Source organism: Nitratireductor aquibiodomus NL21 = JCM 21793 (genome assembly GCF_000615975.1).
In the GTDB taxonomy this organism is placed as follows: domain Bacteria; phylum Pseudomonadota; class Alphaproteobacteria; order Rhizobiales; family Rhizobiaceae; genus Nitratireductor; species Nitratireductor aquibiodomus.
Genome location: NZ_BAMP01000045.1, coordinates 1 through 19,064 on the forward strand (window position 1 = coordinate 1; position 19,064 = coordinate 19,064).

Annotated in this window: 17 protein-coding genes and 1 pseudogene; 8 read left to right on the forward strand and 10 right to left on the reverse strand. The window is 60.2% G+C overall.

Annotated elements, in window-relative coordinates:
• Nucleotides 1-265 precede the first annotated feature (265 nt).
• From JCM21793_RS25860 to JCM21793_RS13270, 4 genes are all read right to left on the reverse strand, one after another.
• Nucleotides 266-901 carry an extensin-like domain-containing protein gene (locus JCM21793_RS25860; RefSeq protein ID WP_244439756.1) on the reverse strand — a complete coding sequence of 212 codons (636 nt, stop codon included), beginning with the start codon at nucleotides 899-901 and terminating at the stop codon, nucleotides 266-268.
• A gap of 226 nt (nucleotides 902-1,127) precedes the next feature.
• Nucleotides 1,128-1,556 (reverse strand): DUF3775 domain-containing protein, encoded by a 429-nt coding sequence (locus JCM21793_RS13260; RefSeq protein WP_025030685.1) that lies wholly within the window; start codon nucleotides 1,554-1,556, stop codon nucleotides 1,128-1,130.
• Between the two features lie 77 nt (nucleotides 1,557-1,633).
• On the reverse strand, nucleotides 1,634-2,524 hold the full coding sequence (locus tag JCM21793_RS13265; RefSeq protein ID WP_025030686.1) for a DMT family transporter: 891 nt from the start codon (nucleotides 2,522-2,524) through the stop codon (nucleotides 1,634-1,636).
• A 100-nt stretch (nucleotides 2,525-2,624) separates the two neighbouring features.
• Nucleotides 2,625-3,761 carry a PQQ-dependent sugar dehydrogenase gene (locus JCM21793_RS13270; protein ID WP_025030687.1) on the reverse strand — a complete coding sequence of 379 codons (1,137 nt, stop codon included), beginning with the start codon at nucleotides 3,759-3,761 and terminating at the stop codon, nucleotides 2,625-2,627.
• A gap of 276 nt (nucleotides 3,762-4,037) precedes the next feature.
• On the opposite strand from JCM21793_RS13270, the gene greA reads away from it, so the two are divergent.
• From greA to JCM21793_RS13290, 4 genes are read left to right on the forward strand one after another with little or no spacing between them, the layout of a single operon-like run.
• Entirely contained in the window at nucleotides 4,038-4,511 is a 474-nt protein-coding gene (gene greA / locus JCM21793_RS13275) for a transcription elongation factor GreA (protein ID WP_007010482.1), read from the forward strand.
• A gap of 2 nt (nucleotides 4,512-4,513) precedes the next feature.
• Nucleotides 4,514-5,602 (forward strand): glycosyltransferase family 4 protein, encoded by a 1,089-nt coding sequence (locus JCM21793_RS13280; RefSeq protein ID WP_025030688.1) that lies wholly within the window; start codon nucleotides 4,514-4,516, stop codon nucleotides 5,600-5,602.
• Nucleotides 5,603-5,654: 52 nt separating this feature from the next.
• Entirely contained in the window at nucleotides 5,655-6,359 is a 705-nt protein-coding gene (locus JCM21793_RS25865; protein WP_051556191.1) for a glycosyltransferase family 25 protein, read from the forward strand.
• On the forward strand, nucleotides 6,356-7,159 hold the full coding sequence (locus JCM21793_RS13290) for a glycosyltransferase family 25 protein (protein WP_025030689.1): 804 nt from the start codon (nucleotides 6,356-6,358) through the stop codon (nucleotides 7,157-7,159). The genes JCM21793_RS25865 and JCM21793_RS13290 overlap by 4 nt, the downstream gene beginning before the upstream one ends.
• Nucleotides 7,160-7,175: 16 nt before the next feature.
• On the opposite strand, the gene JCM21793_RS13295 is transcribed toward JCM21793_RS13290, so the two are convergent.
• On the reverse strand, nucleotides 7,176-7,994 hold the full coding sequence (locus tag JCM21793_RS13295; RefSeq protein WP_155983449.1) for a hypothetical protein: 819 nt from the start codon (nucleotides 7,992-7,994) through the stop codon (nucleotides 7,176-7,178).
• Nucleotides 7,995-8,169: 175 nt separating this feature from the next.
• Between JCM21793_RS13295 and JCM21793_RS28770 the strand changes: the two genes are divergently transcribed.
• Both JCM21793_RS28770 and JCM21793_RS13300 read left to right on the forward strand, forming a co-directional pair.
• On the forward strand, nucleotides 8,170-8,844 hold the full coding sequence (locus tag JCM21793_RS28770; RefSeq protein WP_081784716.1) for a glycosyltransferase family 25 protein: 675 nt from the start codon (nucleotides 8,170-8,172) through the stop codon (nucleotides 8,842-8,844).
• 2 nt (nucleotides 8,845-8,846) lie between these two features.
• On the forward strand, nucleotides 8,847-9,614 hold the full coding sequence (locus JCM21793_RS13300; protein ID WP_081784717.1) for a glycosyltransferase family 32 protein: 768 nt from the start codon (nucleotides 8,847-8,849) through the stop codon (nucleotides 9,612-9,614).
• Between the two features lie 19 nt (nucleotides 9,615-9,633).
• Here the strand turns inward: JCM21793_RS13300 and JCM21793_RS13305 are convergent, their stop codons facing one another.
• Nucleotides 9,634-10,107, reverse strand: a complete 474-nt coding sequence (locus tag JCM21793_RS13305) for an Lrp/AsnC family transcriptional regulator (RefSeq protein WP_007010488.1) — start codon at nucleotides 10,105-10,107, stop codon at nucleotides 9,634-9,636.
• Between the two features lie 387 nt (nucleotides 10,108-10,494).
• Here JCM21793_RS13305 and trxB point away from each other — a divergent pair, with 387 nt between their 5' ends.
• Nucleotides 10,495-11,469, forward strand: a complete 975-nt coding sequence (gene trxB, locus JCM21793_RS13310; protein WP_025030691.1) for a thioredoxin-disulfide reductase — start codon at nucleotides 10,495-10,497, stop codon at nucleotides 11,467-11,469.
• Nucleotides 11,470-11,546: 77 nt separating this feature from the next.
• The gene (locus tag JCM21793_RS13315; RefSeq protein WP_025030692.1) at nucleotides 11,547-12,437 is read left to right on the forward strand and encodes a LysR family transcriptional regulator; all 891 of its coding nucleotides are present in this window, start codon (nucleotides 11,547-11,549) and stop codon (nucleotides 12,435-12,437) included.
• A 285-nt stretch (nucleotides 12,438-12,722) separates the two neighbouring features.
• Here the strand turns inward: JCM21793_RS13315 and msrP are convergent, their stop codons facing one another.
• The 4 genes and pseudogenes from msrP to JCM21793_RS13335 all read right to left on the reverse strand — a co-directional run bounded on the left by msrP (nucleotide 12,723) and on the right by JCM21793_RS13335 (nucleotide 18,939).
• On the reverse strand, nucleotides 12,723-13,697 hold the full coding sequence (msrP, locus tag JCM21793_RS13320; RefSeq protein ID WP_025030693.1) for a protein-methionine-sulfoxide reductase catalytic subunit MsrP: 975 nt from the start codon (nucleotides 13,695-13,697) through the stop codon (nucleotides 12,723-12,725).
• Between the two features lie 131 nt (nucleotides 13,698-13,828).
• A pseudogene (locus JCM21793_RS25870) lies at nucleotides 13,829-15,873 on the reverse strand (elongation factor G).
• Nucleotides 15,874-16,080: 207 nt separating this feature from the next.
• The gene (locus JCM21793_RS13330) at nucleotides 16,081-17,610 is read right to left on the reverse strand and encodes a putative bifunctional diguanylate cyclase/phosphodiesterase (protein ID WP_025030694.1); all 1,530 of its coding nucleotides are present in this window, start codon (nucleotides 17,608-17,610) and stop codon (nucleotides 16,081-16,083) included.
• A 126-nt stretch (nucleotides 17,611-17,736) separates the two neighbouring features.
• Nucleotides 17,737-18,939, reverse strand: a complete 1,203-nt coding sequence (locus tag JCM21793_RS13335) for a pyridoxal phosphate-dependent aminotransferase (RefSeq protein ID WP_025030695.1) — start codon at nucleotides 18,937-18,939, stop codon at nucleotides 17,737-17,739.
• Between the last annotated feature and the right edge of the window lie 125 nt (nucleotides 18,940-19,064).

The window sequence follows — 19,064 nt, forward strand, 5'->3', positions numbered from 1 at the left end:
CGCCGATATCCACCGAGGGACGCGGCGACATGACATCGCTGACCGAGCAGGCGGAGAGCGTAGCGAGCGTCGCACCGGCCGCCGCGAGCAGCATGCGCGCGCGCAGCGGCCCTCCAACAGACCTGCCAATACGAATACCCACCATGAACACGCCCCGCCAGCCTCATACGCTCTTGCACGGGAGCAAGCTTAGCCAGACAAGGTAAAGGAAAGGTCAGCGGGGGTGTTCAGACCTGTGACCCGATTGTGGCGTGTGAACCGCCAGCTACTTGCAATACAGAGAGTTGTTCCGGCGCTTTTGCAGATCGAGGTGAAAATGATTGGCGTGGTCGGCATTGGAACCCGGGCCGAGAACGGTCTTGAAGGGACCGCAGGCGGCTGTGCGGAAGGCCTTGAGAAACCGCGCTCTTCCGCTTTTCGGGTCGGGCTGTCGGGCGACGTCGAGTTGCGTGCCGTCGGCCAGGGTGAAGGCGGCGATGTCGAAGGCGTTGCCGAAGGCGTGTTCGGAAAGCTTCTGCAGTCCGCGACGCGACCGACAGACATAGGCCGAGGCATGGCGAACTGTCGTGACCGGTTGCTTCAGATGGCGCCGGGCGAGCGGCGGGACCTTCTCCGTGAAGAAGCGTGCGAGTGCGAGGGCCGTCGCACAGTTGAGCGTGGCCTCCGGTTGCAGCGCGATCTTTCTGGAAAGTCGCGTGATGACCAGCGGATGGGGAATGGCGCAGCCGGCTGCCTCGGAGATCGATGGCCGGTCGGAGAACGAGACGCCCAGTTTCGTGAGGGCGCGGCGACAGGTGGTTTCCTGTCCGGGCATGCGGCCGGGTTTGTAGGGGGCGGGTGGCTTTTGCGGTTGGGTTTTTTCCTCGGGCCGGGGCGAGGGGATCGGAACGATCACTGACATTTCCGATCGCCGTACCTCTCCGCGGGCCTGCGGAATCGGGCCCGTCGCCGGCAGAGGCACGGACGGGGCCGCCTCTGCGGCGTCTGCATTGCTTGAGGACAGGACGGGAACCAGTGCGCACAGGAGCATGGCCGTCAGCGCACTTCGAACGGCTAAGAGAACGATCATGCCTGATGTTTGCCCCAGCGGCGGCTGATCCGGAAATAACGGTGTGTTTCGGAGCGTGTCAGGATGCGCCGAGCGCGTCCAGGCCGTCGATCAGCCAGTCGCACAGCATCGGCATTCCCAGAAGATAGGTGGCGACGTGCTTTGCACCATGCTGTCTTGCATCGGCGACGGCATTTGCCCATTCGCTCACATCGTAGTCACCGCGACCAATCCATGCCAGCGCGACCAGGTCGGCAAGTTCGTCCACGTTGAGGTCTGCCACGAGCTCGCGGAATTCCTCTTCTGTGAGGTCTTCCTCCTCTTCCTCTATGAGCCCGTCATGTTGGTGCCGGTCGCGTGCATCGCCGTCGATTTCGACTTCATGCTCATGCCCGCCATCGTAGTCGGTGTTGAGCGCGGCGCTGATGGCCCGCGCCTTGCCTGCCAGCAAGCGTACGGTTTCCGGGTCTATCGACAGCTCCCATTCGCGTTCAACAGGTCTCTGCACGGGCCTATCCTCCGGGCAATCAGAGGCATGATAGCGCAGAACGCGTTGAGAGCGCGACGATTTGTTGATGATGCCGCTCAGGCGACGCTGCGCTGCCTGTTGCGCAGGGCCGGCACGATCTCGACTGCGAGGATCGCAGCGAAGATCAGGCCGCAACCGGCGAGGCCAAGCGCGGGCAGGCGTTCGCTGAGGAAGATCGCGCCGAAGAGCGCGGCGAAGACGGCTTCTGTGGACAGGAAGATCGCGGCCTGCGGGGCCGTCGTGTAACGCTGGCCGATGACCTGAAGCGTGAAGGCGATGCCGCCGGAAAAGATGCCCGCATAGAGGATTTCCGGCAAGGCGGTGCCCACAGCGGACAGGTTGATCGGCTCGACAAGGCCGGCAATGGCGAGCGCGATGACTGCGGTGATGCCGAACTGGCTGACCGACAGTGTGATGGGGCGACCGGTGCGGCTGGCGCTTCTGCCGATCATGATGACCTGCAGCGCCCAGAAGAGGGCGCAGACGATGGTCAGCCAGTCGCCGGTTGTCAGCGCGACGCTGCCTGCGCCCGAAAGCAGCCAGATACCGGCAAGCGCGGAAAGGGCCGCCGGCCAGACCACAGTGTGCGGCCATTGACGGAAGAGAAGCACCGCTAGAAACGGCACCATGACCACGTAAAGACCGGTCAGGAAACCTGAATTGGTTACGCTCGTGGTCAAAAGACCAACCTGCTGCGCCGCCATGCCTGCGAACAGAAGCAGGCCGATGACCAGGAAGTTCCGTTTGTCGATGAAGGTTAGCGTTCCCGTGCTGCGCCGGGCCTCCCACATGGCGAAGGGCAGCATGGAAAGACAGGCGATGGCAAAGCGCAGGCCGATGAACAGGAACGGGCCGATGGCATCCATTGCAGTCGACTGGGCGACGAAGCCCATGCCCCACATGGCGCCAGCGAGAAGCAACAGAAGATTGGCCTGAACCCGTGTCATGCGCATATCCGGACAGGAAGAAACACGTCTGTCTTACGGAGCGCGTCCGCAGCGCGCAAGGGCCGTGGCCCCTGCCTCCTATGGGCCAGATCCGTGCAGGCTATTCCCCGGCGCGGAATATGCGAATGATCTCGCCCCGGCGTTCGTCGGTCAGAAGCCAGAGCGAGCCGTCGGGTGCGACATTGACATCGCGTATGCGCCCGAAAGCCCCTTTGAAGAGGCGCTCCTCGCCGGTGATGCCGCCCTTTTCGTCCCGATCCAGGCGCGCGACGAGATGGTACTTCAGCGCTGCGACAAGGAAGTCTCCCTGCCATTCGGGAAACATTTCGCCCTGATAGACCGCTGTGCCCGATGGCGCGATGGACGGATCCCAGTAATATTCGGGCTGCTCGTAACCGGGTGCCTCGGTGCCCACGCCGATTTTCGTGCCGCTGTAGTTGACGCCGTAGGAGATGACCGGCCAGCCGTAATTGCTGCCGGCTTCCGGGCGATTGACCTCGTCGCCGCCGCGTGCGCCGTGCTCGACCGTCCAGACCGCGCGGGTCACGGGGTCGAAGACGGCACCCTGCGGATTTCGATGGCCCATGGACCAGATTTCCGGTGCGGTGTCCGTGCTGCCGGCGAAGGGATTGTCTTCGGGTACCGTGCCGTCGCGATTGATCCTGAGCACCGAGCCGGCATGGTCGGCGGGGTCCTGCGCCCGGTCGCCTTCGCCGCGGTCGCCGATGGTGAAGAAGAGCGTGCCGTCGGGGTGCAGCACGATGCGGGAACCGAAATGCTGACCCGCCGCGCTCTTGCGGTTCATGGAGAAAATAGTGGTGACGTCCTCAAGGCGGGCTGCCTCTTCATTTCTTACCAGTCTGGCGCGGGCGATTGCCGTGCCTGCGCCGCCTTCGCCGGGTTCCGAGAAGGAAAGGAAGATCATTCCCGTTTCGGCGAAGTCGGGCGAGACGGCGACGTCCAGCAACCCACCCTGTCCGACCGCGGCTACCTCGGGTACGCCGGGAACAGGCTCCGAAAGGGTGCCATTGGCGAAGAGGCGCAACTGGCCGGAACGCTCGGTAACGAGCGCGCTTCCGTCGGGCAGGAAATCAAGACCCCAGGGATTTGAGAGACCGCGGGCAAGTGTTTCTGCCTCCACGGTGACCGCCTGTGTGACGAAGGTTTTGGCCGCGGCGGCGCCCGGTAACGCCAGGAGGCCGGCAGTGAGGGCGGTGCGGAGGAACTGATCCTGCATCAAGGTGTCTCCCGTTTTCGATTTTATCAAGAGATAGGTTTTGAGTGCCGGCCGACAAGGTAACGCACATGTGCGCAATCGGCTTCTGGAAGGCGGATACGCAAAAATTTGCGTGAAAATCGTCACCGGCTTGTTATATTGGGACAGGTCATACGAAACGGTTCCGTAGGCAGACGCTTTCGGACCGTTTCTTTTTATGTCTGCACCGGCGGCAGGGCGGCACTTCGCGTGATGCGTGTGGGGTCTTCCTGCCTTCATGTCTGGAAGGTGAATGAAATGAACAAGGTCCCAATGACGCTTGCCGGAGCTGCGGCGTTGAAGGAAGAGTTGCGCTGGCGCCAGCAGGAAGAGCGGCCACGCATCATTGAGGCGATCGCCGAGGCGCGCGCCCATGGCGACCTTTCGGAGAATGCGGAATACCACGCCGCCAAGGAGGCACAGAGCCTCAATGAGGGCCGCATCGGGGAACTGGAAGACTTTATCGCGCGTGCCGAGGTCATCGACGTGACAAAGCTTTCCGGCGACACGATCAAGTTCGGTGCCACGGTGATGCTCGTCGACGAGGACACTGAAGAGGAAAAGACCTATCAGATCGTCGGCGACCAGGAAGCCGATGTGAAGTCGGGCCGCATTTCCATCTCCTCGCCCATCGCGCGGGCGCTGATCGGCAAGGCGGTGGGCGATTCCATCGAGGTGAATGCTCCGGGCGGTGCGCGGGGCTATGAGGTGGTGGAAGTCCGCTACGGCTGACCATGTCCGGCAAGATGCCCGCAAGCGGCCATCGGGTCCGCGTCCGTGACGTGGATGTGGTGGCCCCCAACTTCAAGAAGCGGCTTTCGGGCGTGACCAGCACGATCGTGCAGCTTGTGCCGGAACAGACAAAAGCGCTCCCGATTGCCACTCTGGGGCCTGGGCTTCCCGATACGCTGCCCAGACTGCGCTGGTGGCAGGTGCCGGGCCTGCTGCGCAGGCCTGCGAACAGGCCGTTTCGCATCTGGCATGCGCGGCGCAATCCGGAAATGCTGGCCGGTGTGGTTTTGCGGGATATCTTTCGTGCACCGGTGAAACTTGTTTTCACGTCCGCCTCGCAGCGCGAACACACGCGCTGGACCCGGTTTTTGATCCGCCGCATGGACCGGGTGGTGGCCACAAGCCGCAAGACGGCCGGCTATCTCCGGGTTTCCAGCCGTGTGGTGCTGCACGGCATCGATACCGGCCGTTTTTCGCCGCCTTCGAGCCCCGGCGAGGGGGCTGCAGCGGTGGGGATGGCGAGCGATCAGCGCTATGTCGGCTGTTTTGGCCGCGTGCGGCGCCAGAAGGGCACGGATCTTTTCGTCGATGCCATGATTGCGCTCCTGCCGGAGCGCCCCGGCTGGTCGGCGATTATTGCCGGTCAGGCGACCGGCCCGCACGCCGATTTCGAGGCGGAACTGAAAGAGCGCGTGCGGGCAGCCGGACTCGCCGAGCGCGTTCTATTTGTCGGTACGCGTACAGATGTTCCGGACTGGTATCGAGCGCTTTCGCTTTTCATCGCGCCGCAGCGCTGGGAGGGGTTCGGACTGACTCCACTTGAGGCGATGGCGACGGGCGTTCCCGTTGTCGCAACGGATGTGGGGGCTTTTTCCGAGCAGCTTGAGGGCAGTGGTGCGGGGGCGCTTGTGCCGGTTGACGATCTGGCTGCGATGATTGCTGCGGCAGGGCGCTATATGGATGACGAGGTGCTGCGGAGCACTGCGGCGCGCGCAGCGCTTACGCATGCGCGCGGGCATTTTCCCCTTGAGGGGGAAGCGCAGGCGCTGAATGCGCTTTATGCGGAATTGTGGCGAGAGGCCTCCAGATGAAGATCGAAGGTTTCATCGTTCATCTGAGGCGTGCGACGCGCGTCGCCCGCAGGTGGAGCATCTGCTCGCGTCGCTGCCTGTCGAAACCCATGTTGTGGACGCTGTGGACGGTCAGGCGCTCGGCGATGACGAGATCGGCCGGCACTATGTGAAGGGGTTGCACCAGCCGGCTTATCCATTTGCGTTGCGGCAATCCGAAATCGCCTGTTTTCTCTCGCACCGGAAGGTGTGGCGGATGATCGTGGAACGCGGGCTTGATGCGGGGCTGATCGTCGAGGACGATGTGGCGCTTGACATGCCGCTTTTCGGGCGCTGTCTGGAGGTGGCAAAGCGGGCCTGTGTGGGGAAAGCGTATGTGCAGTTTCGCATAAGCCCGGTTCGCGGCAGGATGCGGGACGTGGCGCGGAACGGTGAGGTTCGGCTTGTGGCTCCGCAGGTTTCGCAGCTTGGCACAGTGGCGCAGCTTGTGACGCGCGAGGCGGCACAACATCTTCTCGCTCTGACGGAGCGTTTCGACCGGCCGGTCGACACGTTTTTGCAGATGCGCTGGGTGACGGGCATTGCGCCCTTCTGTGTCGTGCCGTCAGGCATAAGCGACCAGTCGGCCGAGATCGGCGGCAGTACCGTCAGCGCGTCGGGGAAGGCGCGGCGCAGCCCTGGCGAACGCCTTTGGCGGGAGTGGAGCCGTTTCATCTATCGGCGCCGGGTGCAGAAATACTCGCGAGGTTGGTGCGAGACAGAGGTGGAGCGGCGATGAAGACGCTTGTCATCAATCTTGAACGGGAGACGGCGCGCCTGGCGCATATGCGCAGGGTCTTCGCCGAGCAGGGGCTCGATTTCGAGGTGGTGAAGGCGGTGGATGCAAAACTGCTTTCGCCGGAGCAACTCAAGGCGGGACGTACGGGGAAGCCGCGTTTTTATGAATTGGGAGCGGGCGAGATCGCCTGTTTTCTTTCGCACCGCAAATGCTGGGAGATCGCGGCGCAGAGCGAGGACGAATTCACCATCATCTGCGAGGATGATCTCTTCCTCGGCGAGAATGCAGCGGCGATTTTCGGCGACGATGGATGGATTCCCGAGGGCGCCGGCGTTGTGAGGCTGGAGGCGTGCAAGCCCAAGACGCTGATTGGAAAGGCTGCGGTCTCTACGGTTGCCGGTCGAAAGGTGCATCCGCTGCGCGTTGCGCGAGCGGGAGCCGGCGCGTATCTGATATCGCGGAGCTGCGCACAAGTATTGCACACCAATTCTCGTGTCTTCTGCGATCCAGTCGACCAGTTCCTCTACAGTTCCGGATTGTTCTATAAAAAGAGTTTTGGAATTTACCAGATCGACCCGTCTCCGGCGATACAGGAAGTTTTTTTAAAGAATGACCGTGTCCTAGGAAGTTCTCTTTTTAAAGAGCGTTTTCATATAGAGAAGGGTGAAAGAAAATCATCAATTTCTCGAATATTATTTAGAAAAATTTATAGATTTTTTGTAAAAATAATAAAAAAAACAAAAGAGAAAACTGAAGGTTTTTTTACAAATAATCGGTGGGTTCGTATTGGTTTTAGGTAGAATTATTATTTTCAAATTAAACATTAAATCGTCTAAAAAGGGTTGCTAGTGGTGAAGCACTCGGCGGACGCTGGGACTTCAAGCCTGCGCTCCTGAGAACCTCATTCCATAGATGGACGGTTTTGGTTCGTTCTGTGCAGAATTCATCCAAATTTCTTGAAGCATCATATAGAACTGGCGCTTCTCGGAAATTGATGGGGTAGAAGACGTCGCTTGGGGCTGCGAGGTCGAATGCATGATGTTTCTTTGCGAGATAGGTTATGGCTTTCGGACCGAATGATCCCCAGGGAAGGGTCGCTGGGCTGATGCTTTTGCCGAGGAAGCGATGCGCGAGGCGAAGGCGTACAGCATCACGAGTTCGGGTCCATGGAGGGATTCCTTGGCGATAGAAAAAGGCTAAAGCCTCTTCCACGATTGGATGTCCCTGCCTCGCGTAAAGAAGCGCCCCGTTTATGTGTGTATTGCTCTCCTTTCCGAACAAGATGTCCTCGAGGAGTGTGATTGGCCTCAAGCATATCATGTCGAGGTCAGCCCAAACGCCAAGGCCTTGCTGTTGCAGCTTAAACCGGAAATAATCCGAGGCTAGAGCGAACGATCCCGTTTTGTGATGGCGTAGCTCTGATATCCTCTGTCTAGGTACGACTTTTTCAGCGTTCGCCTCCTCGACGCCGCTGGGGGTGTTCTTAACATGGTCATATGAATGCAGAACGACCTTGTGCCCCGCTTCGAGAAAGCTCAGCGCTGACATGATCTCTATCGGACCAAGGGCACCACCAATCCAGAGCATGTTTACCGGTGGTAGGGTTTGATTTCGGTGTGATGTTTCGAGTGTCATATGGTGGGTTGCCTGCACTAGGGGCTTCGCTCTTTTTCAGACCGGCTGGTGAGAGCAAATGGTTATCTATCTGATAAATCTAAGGCGCTCTAGCGATCGTTTGGAGCGCATGAGGGAACTATGTGTGGATGCCGGCCTTGAGTTCACGCGGATGGAAGGGGTTGACGGATGAAAATTGAGCAGTGCCGATATCGCTCAAGTGGTCGTCGGTGAAAGTCGCTGGGGCAAACTAACTGCTGGAGAAGTCGGCTGTTTTTTGAGCCATCGCAAGTGTTGGCAAGCACTTGTTCAGGAAGGGTCTCAATATGCAGTTGTTCTGGAGGATGATCTCGTTCTCGGAGAGAATGCCGTTTCCGTGATGACGGATAGTAGTTGGCTCCCCGAGGACGCCGATATAGTGAAGCTTGAGGCGGCCGATGAACGTGTGTACCTGGATACCTGGGCAAGTGGAGTCATAATGGCGCGCGAAATTCGGCGACTTCGTTCGTCACATTTCTGCTCAGGTGGGTATGTCATTTCCCGATCCTGTGCTCAACATTTGCTTTCCTCGAGTGAAACATTCTCCGAACCTGTTGATGACTTTCTCTTTAACGTTTCATCTCCTCTGTTTGACAGTTTGGTTGTCTATCAACTCGCGCCAGCAATTTGTATACAACAGGCAGCGTTGTTGGCTCCAAATTCGCCTGAAAGGCTCGCATCGTGCATTGAAGGCCGAGAGAAAAAAGTTCGGAGGCGGCTTGGTACCTTCGAACGGTTTACTCTATCCCTTTCCAAAAAGCGCCGTTCGACGGTCAACCGAACTTTGTCTTTGATCGGGAGACGCGAGCGCGTGAAGGTCGGGTTTCGCTGATCATGCGTTCATCGATGCGAAGTGATCTTTCCGGCAATTGGGTAGGCCGCATATTTGCGTTCTGGTTTGGCCGGGCGGAAATGTCGGAGCGTAGGCGCGCCTGCCTTGATACATTCGGCAATTCCGAATGCCGTACGCACCTTGTTACAGCCGAAACGCTTGATAGTTTTGCGGTCCCCACGAAGCCTTTTCACCCTGCATTTCATTTTTTGTCTCCAATCCACCAATCCGATTACCTGCGCGCCTACTTCATGCATCATTTCGGCGGTGGCTACGCAGATATCAAAGCCATTTCTCACTCTTGGATTCCCGCATTTTCTGCGGCCGAGAAAGGTCATGTTCTTGGCGCTGGCTATGCCGAGGTTGCCGGCGGTGTCGCCAGGATTCATCAGTCCAAGGCATTGGAGAAGCACTATTTTCTTGATCGGCGAGTTTCCAATCTCGAGATCAACATGCGCTATCGGTACCTGAAACTGCGGCGTGGTGTTCTCATCGGTAACGGCGCATTCATCTTCCGGCCGGGGACCGAATTCACGCGGCGCTGGCTTTCAATTGTAGAAAGGAGGCTTGATCTTCTTCTTCCGCATCTTGAAGCCAACCCGGCACGATATCCGAAGGAGGTTCCAGGCGTCGACTATGGAGATGGGCCTTCGCGCTATACGGTGCCGTGGAGCTTTCTTCTCGGCGATGTGCTCGCGCCGCTCACGCTGCAATATCACACGCGCATTCTGCAGGTGGTGCCTGCTCCGGATTTTGAGAACTACGAATAGCCAGTTGCGGCAAGCGCGCCTATTCGATCGCCACCAGTCCTTCGTCCTTGACCTGGCGGATGGTGAGTGCGGTGCGGACGGTGTCCACATTGGGCGCGGAGGTTAACTGCTCGATCACGAAGGTCTGGAAGGTGGTGAGGTCGGTCGCAACGCAGTGCAGCATGAAATCGGAATCGCCGGAGACCATCCATGCACGCCGCACGATGGGCCACTGCAGGGTCCGCTGGGCGAAGGTCTTGAGTTCGGTCTCGGACTGGTAATGCAGGCCGATCAGGCAGAAGGCGACCACATCGTAGCCAAGGGCGGGCGAATTCAGAAGGGCGCGATAGCCCCTGATGATGCCGCCTTCCTCCAGCCGTTTGACGCGCCGAAGGCAGGGCGGAGCGGAAATGCCGACCCGGCGGGAAAGTTCCACATTGGTCATTTTGCCGTCGGCCTGAAGCTCGCGCAGAATTTTCCAGTCGATTGCGTCAAGATCGGCCTGTAGCGGCATGATGTTTCCCAATTCAGTTGCAAACGCGCGAGAATCTTTCACGCGCGCTGTCCGAAATTAGGGCAAGGGCTGTGCCAAGCCAAGCAATCCATTCACCGGTAAGGTGGACTATCCACCGCGTTTGGGCGTCTCTCATGCGTGGAAATGGAGGGGAGCGGCATTCGGTAGCTGTTGGAAACCTGTTCCTCGCCTTGCACTTTGGGTCTGTGAATACTTAGATCAAGTCACCGTATTGTTCTGGATGGCAGCCTAGGGATGAGCCCCTGGAGGCCGCTGTCCGATTTTGCGTTTCCGCCGGAGGGCGGTCACGCGCCTTGAAGTTGATAGTGGCGGCAGGAAGGCGAGAGACCATCCCTGCGGTCCAGCGAGGAAGAAAGGAATTCATCCATGTCACGTCGTCACACGCCCGTTCTCATTGTCGGTTCGGGCCCTGCCGGATACACGGCAGCGATCTATGCGGCGCGCGCCATGCTGAAGCCGCTTCTCGTCGCCGGACTGGAGCAGGGCGGGCAGCTCATGATCACCACCGATGTGGAGAACTATCCGGGTTTTGCCGACCCGATCCAAGGGCCGTGGCTGATGGAACAGATGCGCGGCCAGGCGGAGAATGTCGGCGCGGAGATCGCCAATGATCTGATCGTCGATGTGGACCTGTCGTCACGCCCCTTCGTGCTCAGGGGGGATTCGGGCACGGAATACACGTGCGATGCGCTGATCATCGCCACCGGAGCCAAGGCGAAGTGGCTCGGCCTGCCCTCCGAGCAGACCTTCATGGGTTTTGGCGTATCGGCCTGCGCCACCTGCGACGGGTTCTTCTACCGCGGCAAGGATGTTGCTGTTGTCGGCGGCGGCAACACGGCTGTCGAGGAAGCGCTCTATCTGTCGAACCTCGCCAAATCGGTGACGCTGATCCACCGCCGCGACGAATTGCGGTCCGAGCGCATCCTGCAGGAGCGCCTGATGGCGAAGGAGAATGTGACGATCCTGTGGGACACGGTGGTCGAGGAAATCACCGGCACGCCGGCCAAGCCGCCCATGCCGGCATCGGCGTCGGGCGTGCGGCTGAAGAATGTGCATTCGGGCGCGGTTTCCGATCTTGCCGTTGACGGTGTCTTCGTGGCGATCGGCCATGCGCCCGCTGTCGAGTTATTTGAAGGAAAGCTCAAGCAGAAGCCCAATGGCTATCTTTGGACGCAGCCTGGTACGACGCAGACGGATGTGCCGGGCGTCTTTGCCGCGGGCGATGTGGCCGATGACATCTATCGCCAGGCCGTGACGGCAGCGGGGCTTGGCTGCATGGCGGCGCTGGAAGCGGAGAAGTATCTGGCAGCCATGGAAACGAAAAAAGAAGCTGCCGAATAAACCGGGAACGATGCAGCGACAGGATTGGGCGGAAACGCCCATGACGGTAAAGGCGCCTGACAGAGGAGAACGAGGCGTTGGACTGGGACAAGCTCAGGGTTTTTCACGCCGCCGCAGAGGCCGGCTCGTTTACGCACGCTGCTGAAACGCTGCATCTCTCGCAGTCGGCAATCTCGCGCCAGGTGAGCGCGCTGGAACTGGAAGTGGGCGTGCCTCTCTTCCATCGGCATGCGCGCGGGCTGGTGCTGACCGAGCAGGGCGAGATGCTCTATCGTACGGCCCACGACGTGCTGATGCAGCTTGAAAGCGTGCGCGTGCGCCTTACCGAGGCCAAGGATCGGCCGTCCGGTCTGTTGAAGGTTTCCACCACGGTGGGGCTCGGCACGGGCTGGCTGACGGAGCGGCTGCCCGAATTCATCGAACTCTATCCGGACATCGAGCTGCAGCTCATTCTGGACAATGAGGAGCTGGACCTGACCATGCGGCAGGCCGACTGCGCGATCCGTATGCGCCAGCCGCAGCAGCCCGACCTTATCCAGCGCAAGCTCTTCACGGTGCATTTCCATCTCTTCGCGTCGCCCTCCTATGTGAACAAGCATGGAAAGCCTTCGTCGATCGCCGATCTGGACAACCACCGGATCGTGACTTTCGGCGAGGCGGTGCCGCCGCATCTGAGCGACATGAACTGGCTGGAAACGGCCGGTCGTCCGGAGGGGCAGAAGCGTCAGACAGCCCTGCAGATCAACAACATCCTGTCGATCAAGCTGGCGGTTCAGCGCGGTGCGGGCATCGCCATGCTGCCCGATTATGTGGTGGGCAAGAGCAACGATCTGGTGCAGCTTCTGCCGGAAACCGCCGTGCCGTCCTTCGATACCTATTTCTGCTACCCGAACGTGATGAAAAACCAGGCAAAGCTTCACGCGTTCCGCGATTTCCTTATTTCCAAATCACGGCATTGGGCATTTTGACGCAGTATTTCTCAAGAAATACCGGGCGTTATGCAAAATTGCATGGGTGAATTGCAAAAACATGTGGTTGTTATTTAGGCGGCGATTGCCCATATGAGAAGCACTCCCGGGGGCGTTCTCCTCCCATTTGCCCCCGCGAGTGTTCCCCTCTGGAGGTTTCGCCTATATGGCACTTCCAATGACTAAAGCCGGATCTCCGTGATCCGGCTCTTTTTTTATCTGCCATGGCTTTTCCTGTGAGAGCAGGATCGCAGCCAATGCCCTGTCTCATTGCTTCAGCTGAAATCAGCGATAAAGCGGTTCGCCTTCGAGCCCGCTGTAAAGACCGGCGACCTCCTCGGCGTAGCCGTTGAAGAGCTGTGTCGGCACGCGCTCGCCCGTGTGCAGAACACGCTCTTCCGCCTGGCTCCAGCGGGGATGCGGCACATCCGGGTTCACATTCGCCCAGAAGCCATATTCGCTGGCGGCGATCTCTTCCCAGAAGCTGACCGGTCGCTCTTCGGTGAAGGAAATGCGGCGGATCGACTTGATGGACTTGAAACCGTATTTCCAGGGCAGGGCGAGCCGCAGCGGTGCGCCGAACTGTCTGGCCAGCGGTTTGCCGTAGGCGCCCGTGACCATGAAGGCGAGGTCGTTTGCGGCCTCGTCCATTGTCACACCCTCCACATAGGGCCAGGGATACCAGACCTGCTTCTGCCCGCCGGCTATGCCGGGATCGTTGAAGGTTTCGAAGCGGATGTAACGGGCGGACGAAAGCGGTTTCGCCATGGCAACGAGTGCTGAAAGCGGAAAGCCGGTCCAGGGCACCGTCATCGACCAGGCCTCGACACAGCGATGCCGGTAGAGGCGCTCCTCGAGCGGCATGCGCTTTGCCAGATCGTCAAACGCGATGGTTGTGGGCTCCTCCACCAGACCATCGATCTCGATGTCCCAGGGGTGCGTGACGAGCGCCTGGGCGGCACGGGCGATCTGCTTGTGGGAGCCGAATTCATAGAAATTGTTGTAGGTGCTGCTCACCTCTTCAGGCGTGAGCGGGCGTTCGATCCTGTAGGCTTCATTGCGCTGTGCAGGGTAAAGGGATGCGGTGCGCGCGGCGGCATCCTCTATCTCAGCCCTTGCTGTCTCCGGCAGGAAGCCTGCGCCGGCAATCGCACCCAGGCCAAGCCCGGCAAGCACTGCGCGGCGACTGGCAAAAACGCTTTCGGGCGTCGCCATGCTTTCGGCGACGGCCCAGCGCAGGCGGCGGTGAATTGTGGGCATGGCGTTCTCCGGCTGGCTTCTGATTTCAGGGTCAGGACCTGACCCCAAGGCCAGTGGTAGAACTGCCCGCCCGCGTTTCAAAATCACGGTGCTTCACGATTGCGTGGAAGCCTCCCAGCTTGACGTTTCCCTCACGCGGCCTTGCCCTGCGCGTTCATCGCGGCATCGGCCAACCGCCCGGTCAACTCCGCCATGTGATCAAAAGTGGCGCGATAGCTGGCGACGCCAGCGGTGGCGGAGCGCAGTTCGATGATCAGGTCGCCGGTCTCGGATGCGGGAATCGTCGCCTGCACCACATCCCAACCACTCCACCCCGGGCGCGCGTCGAAGCCGAGAATCTGGCCGCGCCGCTGCGACAGGATGGCGGTGATACGGGCTGTGGCATCCGATGGCGTGTAAACCTCGATCCTGAGGACGGGCTCCAGCAGGACGGGCGAGCATTCGCCGAGCCCTTCCTTCATGGCGAGACGCCCGGCAAGCTGGAAGGCCATGTCGGAGGAGTCGACGGAATGGTAGGAGCCGTCCGCGAGATTGACGGCAAGGTCGATGACCGGGAAGCCGAGCGGCCCGGATTTCAGAAAGTCCCGAACGCCGGTTTCCACAGACGGTATGTACTGTTTGGGCACAACGCCGCCAGTGATCGTGTCGGTGAACTCGAAGCCGGACCCGCGGGGCAGGGGGCGTATGTCGAGAACGACATCGCCGAACTGGCCGTGACCGCCCGACTGTTTCTTGTGCCGGCCGCGCCTGGTGGTGCCCTTGCGGATCGTTTCGCGGTAGGCAACGCTTGGCACGGCCGTGTCCACGGGGATCTGGTATTTGCCTTCGAGGCGTTCGCGGGTGACGCGCAGATGCATCTCGCCCTGGCCGCACAAGACGGTCTCGCCGGTCTCCTGCCTCTGCTCGAGACCGAGCGAGGGATCTTCCTCGATGAGTTTCTGCAGAGCGAGCGAGAGCTTTGCCTCGTCCTTGCGTTCGCTCGGGTGTACCGCGACCGAATAGACTGCCTGCGGGCTCTCCAGCGCGATGAGGGGCGCAAGCGGCGCTTTGGCGGTTGTCAGTGTATCACCCGTCCGGACACCTTCGAGCTTGCCGAGAGCGACGGTCTCGCCGGCTTCCGCTTTCGCCACCTTGGTCTGTTCGCGCCCGAGAAGGGTGTAGAGACCGGAGACCTTGTCGACTGTGTTGCCGCTGCGCAGTTCCGTGCCGTCCCCGACCGAGCCGCAAAGAACCCGGGAGACGGACAGCTTGCCACCGTGTGGTGTGTGGATTGTCTTCATGACCTGGAGAACGGCTTCCCCGGCATCTTTCAGGCCGAGCCGTTCCCGTGTGGCTTCAACATCTGGCGAATCGTGCCGAATCGCCTTTAAAAGCCGTAGTATGCCGTTGCCTTTCTCAGCCGATCCGATCAGCACCGGTGTTACCGTGCCTTCGCGCAGGTCCGCTGCCAGATCGTCGAATATCGCGTCGCGTGGCGGTTCGATCTCCTCGAGCAGTTGCTCCATCAACCTGTCGTCATGGTCGGCAAGCGTTTCCAGCATGGAAAACCGTGCCTCGACCTCGCGCGCCCTGTCGTCGTCGGAAATGGGCGCAATCTCGCTGCTCGCATGCTCGCGGTAGATGTAGGCGCGTTCAAGTGCGAGATCGATGGAGCCGATGACAATGCCGTCCTTGCGCAGGGGAATCTGGCGTAGAAGCAGCGGCGTGTCGCTGGTGGGCTGCAGCATCTTCAACATGTCGCGCACACCCAGGGTGGCGTGCTCGATCTTGTTGAGAAAGATCATGCGCGGGATGCCAAGCTCGTCGAGCCTGTGCAAAGTGAGCTGCAGGGCGGCGATCTTTTTCTCGTCCGGTTCGGTGACGACAATGGCCATGTCGGCTGCCGCCAGAACCGGATCCGCCTCATGGGCGAACTCGATGGAGCTGGGCAGTCGACAAAGGTGATGCTTTCATCGAGAAAGCCGGTGGTGGCGATGTTCGCCTCGACGCTCATCTGATGCGCCCTGGCTTCTGCCGAATGATCACCGACCGTGCCGGATCCCGTGCTCGCCTGCTTCATTATGGCGCCGGTTCGCTCCAGAATGGCTTCGAGCAGGGTTGTCTTGCCACTTGCAAACGGACCGACAATGGCGATGCATTTCGGTCCGCGGCTTCTTTCTCCCGAGCGTTTTCCCATGGCTGGCGGCCTCCTCTCACGCGTTTACCTGCACACGTTTCATGAGCGGCGGCCGGCCTGTGCGGCCGTCGCGCGGTCGTGGCGCGTAGACGGATGATCAGGAGCATTCTCCGCCCTTGAGAGACCCGTTTGCGGCACTCACATGCCGGTGCGCCAACGCTCCCCGTCAAATATCGTCACATGGCTTTGGGATTTGGGCAAGGGCTCTCAGGCGGTCAATGCCAGACGCTCGACGTTGTCGCTCTTGCTGTGGATCGCAGGCGCGGCCTCAGGCCGTCCGAGAAAATAGCCCTGGAAGCGGTTGCAGCCGGCGGCGCGCGCAAGATCGAACTCTTCTTCGGTCTCGATCCCCTCGGCAACGATTGTGAGACCCTGAATGCGCGCGATCTGGGTGAGGGCTGAGACGAACACCTGGGCAATGCGGTCATGTCCAAGGTTGCGGATGTAGCTGCGGTCGATCTTGATCGCATCAATGGGCAGCGTCTTGATGTAGTTGAAACCGCAATGGCCGGTGCCGAAATCGTCCAGCGCGATGTGGAAACCCATCTCGCGCAGCCGTTCGATGCGGGCGATGATTTCAGGCGTCGCAGCGGTGGCGACGGTCTCGGTGATTTCGAGGACGAACCGGTTTGCTGAAGCCCCCGTCTCACGCAGCACGCGATCGAGCATGTGCACGAGACCATCGCGCTTGAGCTGTTCGCCCGAGACATTGATGCTAATGCGGTTGCAGGCGAAACGGTCGAGGTCGAGGCACGCACGGCGAAACACCCATTCGCCGACCATGTCAATCAGGTTCGACCTCTCGGCCACGGGGATGAATTCGGCTGGCGAGACCATGCCGCGCACGGGATGGCGCCAGCGCACCAGACCTTCCAGCTCGGTGCAGTTGCGTTCGGAATCGGTCAGGGGCTGGTAGTGAAGCTCCAGCTCGTTGAGATAGATCGCGGCACGCAACTCGCGCTCCATGAAGCGGCGCTGGCGTTTTTCCGACAGCATGTCGGGATCGAAGACGGTGATACGGCCGCGCCCGGCGCCCTTGCTCTCGTACAGGGCAAGATCGGCCAGCAGGGGAAGTTCTTTGTGGCTGCTCGCATGCTGGGGCGCCACAGCTATACCGATCGATGCGCCGAGTGGTATCTGATGCCCCTCGCAGGCCCGGCCTCTCTGCAGCATGGCGAGCAGTTTCTCGGCACGGGAGCGGCAGCGCGCGAGATCGTTGCCATACATCAGGATGGCGAATTCGTCGCCGCCGAGCCGGCCGATGGTGCAATCGGGGAAACAGTGCTTCGCGCAGGCGACCAGATGTGCCAGCGCTTCGTCTCCGAACTGGTGGCCGAACCCGTCATTGAGCTGCTTGAAATGGTCGAGGTCGACAAGCAGGAGCATGATGCGGCGCGGCTTCGAGAGCGTGCCGATGCTGGTGTTGAGCTCGTCGAGAAACCGCCCGCGGGTCAGGGCGCCGGTGAGAAGGTCGTTTTCGGTAAGACGTGTGCGCTCGGCCTCGATGCGCACGGCATCCCTCAGCTGATCGGTGACAGTGCGTTTGAGGTACTCAAGCAGACCCAGGCCGGCGATGCTGAGCGCAAGGCAGGTGAAAAGCAGCCAGTCCGATACACTGCTTTCGCCAGGCGCCAGAAAATAGGCGGCGGCGGCGAGCGCGGTCGCAGTGATCAGCAGCGTCTGAACGCCGATATAAACACGCTTGCCGTTGCGGCGCACGGTGGAGAGGATGCTCATGACCCCCGATGTCTCCCCAAAACCCTTGGAAAGGAGAGAACAATACGAAACTTAAAGAGGGCGTTAATACTATTGCGCCGCAGAAAGAAAATTTTGCGGCGCAATAGCCGGATATCGAAGCTGCTTCTACTTCAGTGAAGCCGTGAAGCGCTGGATCCTGTTGCATGCCTCTTCGAGAAGGGCCTCGGAAGTGGCGTAGGAGATGCGGAAATTGGGGCCGAGACCAAAGGCAGAGCCGTGCACGACGGCCACGCCTTCCGCTTCGAGGAGTTCAGATACGAAATCTTCGTCGGTCTCGATCGTCCTGCCGGACGGCGCCGATTTGCCGATCAGTTCGGCGCAGGACGGGTAGACGTAGAACGCGCCTTCGGGGACCGGGCATTTGATCCCCCTTGCCTGGTTGAGCATGGACACCACCAGGTCACGGCGCCCCTGGAAGATTGCCTTGTTCCTGGCGACGAAATCCTGCGGGCCATTGAGTGCTTCGACAGCCGCCCACTGTGCGATGCTGCATGCGCCCGAGGTCTGCTGCCCCTGGATCATGTCCATGGCCTTGATGAGCTCGAGGGGACCTGCGGCATAGCCGATACGCCAGCCTGTCATCGCGTAGGCCTTGGAGACGCCGTTCATGGTCAGTGTGCGCTCGTAGAGCTTCGGCTCCACCTCGGCGATGGTGTGAAACCTGAAATCGCCATAGGTCAGGTGCTCATACATGTCATCGGTCAGCACCCATACATTCGGATGGGCGAGTAGCACGTCGGCGAGAGCCTTGAGCTCTTCCGCAGTATAGGCAGCTCCCGAAGGATTGGACGGCGAATTCATGATCAGCCATTTGGTCTTCGGCGTGATGGCCTTCTCGAGTGCCTCGGCGGTGAGCTTGAAGCCGTTCTCGATGCTGGTCTCAGCCGAGACCGGCGTGCCGCCGCAAATGGAAACCATCTCCGGGTAGCTGACCCAGTAGGGGCTGGGGATGACCACTTCATCGCCGGCATTGAGCGTTGCCATCATGGCGTTGAACAGAACCTGCTTGCCGCCGGTGGCGACGATGGTCTGTTTCCAGTCATAGTCGAGATTGTTCTCGCGCTTGAACTTGGCTGCGATCGCCTCGCGCAGGGGCTGAATGCCGGAAACGGGCGTGTACTTCGTTTCGCCGCGATTGATCGCTTCGATGGCGGCTTTCTTCACATTGTCCGGCGTGTCGAAATCCGGCTCTCCCGCGCCAAGGCCGATCACGTCGCGGCCCTGAGATTTCAGTTCGCGCGCTTTCTGGGAAACCGCGATGGTTGCGGATGGTTTTACGCGTGAAAGGGCATCGGCAAGGAAAGCCATATTGGAGGACTCCGGTTCCTGTGAGATTTACACTGAGCTTCAGCGTGGTCCTTCATGTCCGATCGCGGAAAGAATCGCAAGCGGCCAGCCGATTTGCGGCGTTAAACCAGTCGTTAACGGCGAAT

Coding starts and splice junctions, on each gene's coding strand:
- JCM21793_RS25860 (WP_244439756.1), bottom strand. CDS start 901: ATGTCAGTGATCGTTCCGATCCCCTCGCCCCGGCCCGAGGAAAAAACC.
- JCM21793_RS13265 (WP_025030686.1), bottom strand. CDS start 2,524: ATGACACGGGTTCAGGCCAATCTTCTGTTGCTTCTCGCTGGCGCCATG.
- JCM21793_RS13270 (WP_025030687.1), bottom strand. CDS start 3,761: ATGCAGGATCAGTTCCTCCGCACCGCCCTCACTGCCGGCCTCCTGGCG.
- greA (WP_007010482.1), top strand. CDS start 4,038: ATGAACAAGGTCCCAATGACGCTTGCCGGAGCTGCGGCGTTGAAGGAA.
- JCM21793_RS13280 (WP_025030688.1), top strand. CDS start 4,514: ATGTCCGGCAAGATGCCCGCAAGCGGCCATCGGGTCCGCGTCCGTGAC.
- JCM21793_RS13290 (WP_025030689.1), top strand. CDS start 6,356: ATGAAGACGCTTGTCATCAATCTTGAACGGGAGACGGCGCGCCTGGCG.
- JCM21793_RS13295 (WP_155983449.1), bottom strand. CDS start 7,994: ATGACACTCGAAACATCACACCGAAATCAAACCCTACCACCGGTAAAC.
- JCM21793_RS13300 (WP_081784717.1), top strand. CDS start 8,847: ATGCGTTCATCGATGCGAAGTGATCTTTCCGGCAATTGGGTAGGCCGC.
- JCM21793_RS13305 (WP_007010488.1), bottom strand. CDS start 10,107: ATGCCGCTACAGGCCGATCTTGACGCAATCGACTGGAAAATTCTGCGC.
- trxB (WP_025030691.1), top strand. CDS start 10,495: ATGTCACGTCGTCACACGCCCGTTCTCATTGTCGGTTCGGGCCCTGCC.
- msrP (WP_025030693.1), bottom strand. CDS start 13,697: ATGCCCACAATTCACCGCCGCCTGCGCTGGGCCGTCGCCGAAAGCATG.
- JCM21793_RS13330 (WP_025030694.1), bottom strand. CDS start 17,610: ATGAGCATCCTCTCCACCGTGCGCCGCAACGGCAAGCGTGTTTATATC.
- JCM21793_RS13335 (WP_025030695.1), bottom strand. CDS start 18,939: ATGGCTTTCCTTGCCGATGCCCTTTCACGCGTAAAACCATCCGCAACC.